A 3,720-nucleotide genomic window follows, 5' to 3' on the forward strand; every position below is an offset into this window, starting at 1 on the left:
GATGTTCGTGCAGACCAAGCTGAACCCGACCCCGCCGGACCCGGTGCAGGCCAAGATGATGCTGTTCATGCCGCTGGCGTTCTCGGTCATGTTCTTCTTCTTCCCGGCCGGCCTGGTGCTGTACTGGGTGGTCAACAACGTGCTGTCGATCGCGCAGCAGTGGTCGATCAACCGCATGCTGGGCACCAACAAGAAGGCCGCGGCCGCCAAGTAAGGCGAACGCACTTCAGCCAAAAGGGCACCTCCGGGTGCCCTTTTTTTATCGCCCGGCGGCGCGAGGCCGGGCTGGCTCCGTGCGCCGGGCTGCCGCACAATACCGCCCATGACCGCTTCCACCCAGCCAATGACTTTGCCGAACGCTTCCGACGCGGCACGCCCGCCTCTCCGCACCATCCCCATCGCGGCGATTGCCACGGCGCCTGGGCGTGGCGGTATCGGCGTGGTGCGCGTGTCCGGCCCGGACGTGCGCGCGGTGATGCAGGCCGTGTGCGGGCGCACGCTCCAGCCGCGCCAGGCAACCTACCTGCCCTTCCTCGACGCCGACGGTAACGCCATCGACCGCGGCATCGCGCTGTGGTTTCCGGCGCCGCACTCGTACACTGGCGAGGAGGTGCTGGAGCTGCAGGGCCACGGTGGCCCGGTGGTGATGCAACTGCTGCTGCAGCGCTGCCTGCAGGCCGGCCGTGAGATCGGCCTGCGGGTGGCGGAGCCCGGCGAGTTCACGCGCCGCGCCTTCCTCAACGACAAGATGGACCTGGCCCAGGCCGAGGCGGTGGCCGACCTGATCGAGGCCAGCACCGAGGCCGCCGCGCGCTCGGCGGCGCGTTCGCTCGATGGCGTGTTCTCGCAGGCGGTGCATGCGCTGGTCGAGCGCGTGATCCACCTGCGCATGCTGGTGGAGGCGACGCTGGATTTTCCGGAAGAAGAGATCGACTTTCTCGAAGCCGCCGATGCGCGCGGCCAGCTTGCCGGCATCCGCGCGCAGCTCGACGGCGTGCTGGCGCAGGCGCGCCAGGGTGCGTTGCTGCGCGAAGGCCTGCACGTGGTGCTGGCCGGGCAGCCGAACGTGGGCAAGTCGTCGCTGCTCAACGCACTGGCCGGGGCCGAACTGGCCATCGTCACGCCGATCGCCGGCACCACGCGCGACAAGGTCCAGCAGACCATTCAGATCGAGGGCATCCCGCTGAACATCGTCGACACGGCGGGCCTGCGCGACACGGAAGACGAGGTCGAGCGCATCGGCATCGAACGCACCTGGGCCGCCATCGCGCGTGCGGATGTGGTGCTGCATCTGCTGGATGCGGCGGACTACCGCGGCAACGGACTCTCCGCCGAAGACGCCGCCATCGACGCACGCATTGCCGCACACGTGCCGGCCGGCGTGCCGACGCTGCGCGTGGTCAACAAGATCGACCTGACCGGTGTGGCCGCACCGGGGCGTGTCGAAGCCGCGCCGCCTGAGGTGTGGCTGTCGGCGCGCGATGGCGTGGGGATTGAATTGCTGCGCGCGGCGTTGCTGGAGATCGCCGGGTGGCAAGGTGGCGGCGAGGGGTTGTATCTGGCGCGCGAGCGGCACCTTGCCGCGCTACGCACGGCCAAGGAAAACCTCGCCACGGCGGCGGACCATGCGAACCAGCAGGCGCAGTCGCTCGACTTGTTTGCCGAAGAGCTGCGGCTGGCGCAGGAGGCGTTGAACAGCATCACCGGGGCGTTTTCCAGCGATGATCTGCTGGGGGTGATCTTCAGCCGGTTTTGTATTGGAAAATAATCGGTTGCCAAGGGATGCCCGAGGTTGCCAAGAACATCCAAGCAAACCGTTGTTTTGCAAGGAATTATTGGCTGATGTTGCCAAGCGATTCCCATTGACGCCCATCGATCTATTGTGCGCAGCAATCAGTACACAACTCGCTTGTGTACTGATTGCTGTGTACTAAAGATGCCCCGGGCAGTCCCTCCCCTCACCGATACCCGCATCAAGGCCCTCAAGCCGAAGACTGCCCGTTACCAAGTAGTGGATGGCGGGGGCTTGGTGCTAGAGATTATGGTGTCCGGGTCCAAGGTGTGGCGGTACCGTTACTCGCTGCATGGCAAGCAGCAGCCCCTTGTGACGATCGGCGACTACCCTGCCGTCAGCCTGACAGCAGCACGGGGACGCTCCCGCAAATATTCAGAGATCGTGGCCTCCGGCGTTTCGCCGGTTGCCCAATCCAAGAAGGATCGGGGTGCCGACGCGGCACCGACTACCCTACGCGAGTCCTCCGCCCAGTGGTTCGAGGCAACGATTGCCGACAAGTCAGAGGAATACCGCCGAGGCGTGCGGCGTGCCCTGGATAAGGACATCCTGCCGGTCATCGGTTCAAAGGCGCTCACCGAGGTCACGCCAGGCGAAGTGCTGGAGCTCTGCGACAAGATCAAGGCTCGTGGCGCCCCCAAAGATGGCCCTCTTCACGCGCAACGTGCTCAAGCGCATGTATGAGTACGCCGTGGCTCGGCACGTAGCCACCACAAACCCCGCTCAAGCCCTCGTTGCTCGCTTCATCGCCACGCAAGAGAGCCGCACCCGCGTTCTGACACCAGGCGAGATCGGCAACGTTCTGCGGAGCATCTACGCCTCCGACATCCGCCGCCTGCACAAGCTCGCCCTGCGCCTGCTCATCCTGGCGATGGTGCGCAAGTCCGAGCTGATCGAGGCGCGCAAGTCGGAGTTCGATCTGGATGCCTCGATCTGGCGCATCCCCGCCGAGCGCATGAAGAAGGACAAGGAGCACTGGGTCTATCTGTCAGCCCAGGCCGTTGCCATGCTGCGTGCGATTTTCGCGCTCACCGAAGGCCGCGCATTCCTCTTCCCGACGAGTCGCGGGGGCAAAGACGTTCCGATTGCCAAGAGCACACTCAACACCGCAGTGCGCGCGCTCAGCATGGACGTGCAGCATTTCGTACTGCATGACTTCCGCCGCACCGCGTCCACGCACCTTCACGAGATGGGGCAGTCGTCAGACGCCATCGAGAAGGCGCTTGCTCACAACATCAAGGGAATCAAAGGTGTCTACAACCGCGCCGAGTACGCAGAGGCGCGGCGTCGCATCCTGCAGCTCTGGGCTGACTTCGTGGACGCGCAGATATCGGAGGAAAAGAAGGTGGTGATTGGCCGCTTCGGCAACGCTGCTTAGGGTTTGTATGACCGCGCCTGACGGAATCAGGCGAAGCGGCAGGCAGGAACGATGTTGGCGCATCGAACCTGCCTCACCGCTACCAAGCTAATAAGAAGCTTGAACCATGGCTGACACCCTAACGCCAATTGCTGTGGCGCACCCTCCCAGAGCGGGGTACGCACGCACTGGCCTGCCATGAGCAAATCCCCAGATGACAACGGGAGCGTCGGATGAGGAGAAAATCTCTATTTGCGGTTCTCTCGCTGCTGGAAGCGACTTCGGTCCATGCGGATTGCGCGATTGGTGCTTCGCTGACTACAGCGTTTCGTGTTTTGGACAGCCACACGATCGTCTTGTACAGCGGGTCCACTCCCAAAATTCTCATCAAGACGTTTTCTTTCTTCTAGCCGTCATCGTTGGGCACCGTACTCAAAGACTCGTTCTGTGACTACGAGAGCGCGGTCCTTTATGTAGACGGCCAAGCCGTAGATGCGCAGTAGGTCAAGCACCTGAGCTAGTGAACCGTAACGTTTAATTAGGAAGTAATATCGTACCCACTGGAGGGTGC

General features: G+C 63.5%; 2 protein-coding genes and 1 pseudogene. All 3 read left to right on the forward strand.

Annotated features, from left to right (window positions below; genetic code table 11):
• Window positions 1-214, forward strand: a 214-nt coding sequence (locus tag QZ609_RS25320; protein WP_295500917.1) for a YidC/Oxa1 family membrane protein insertase, incomplete at its 5' end; no start/stop codon positions are given.
• A 129-nt stretch (window positions 215-343) separates the two neighbouring features.
• Window positions 344-1,768 carry a tRNA uridine-5-carboxymethylaminomethyl(34) synthesis GTPase MnmE gene (gene mnmE, locus QZ609_RS25325; RefSeq protein ID WP_295500919.1) on the forward strand — a complete coding sequence of 475 codons (1,425 nt, stop codon included), beginning with the start codon at window positions 344-346 and terminating at the stop codon, window positions 1,766-1,768.
• A 168-nt stretch (window positions 1,769-1,936) separates the two neighbouring features.
• Window positions 1,937-3,170 (forward strand): annotated as a pseudogene (locus QZ609_RS25330) (integrase arm-type DNA-binding domain-containing protein).
• Window positions 3,171-3,720: the final 550 nt, after the last annotated feature.

Source organism: uncultured Ralstonia sp. (assembly GCA_913056305.1).
In the GTDB taxonomy this organism is placed as follows: Bacteria; Pseudomonadota; Gammaproteobacteria; order Burkholderiales; family Burkholderiaceae; genus Ralstonia.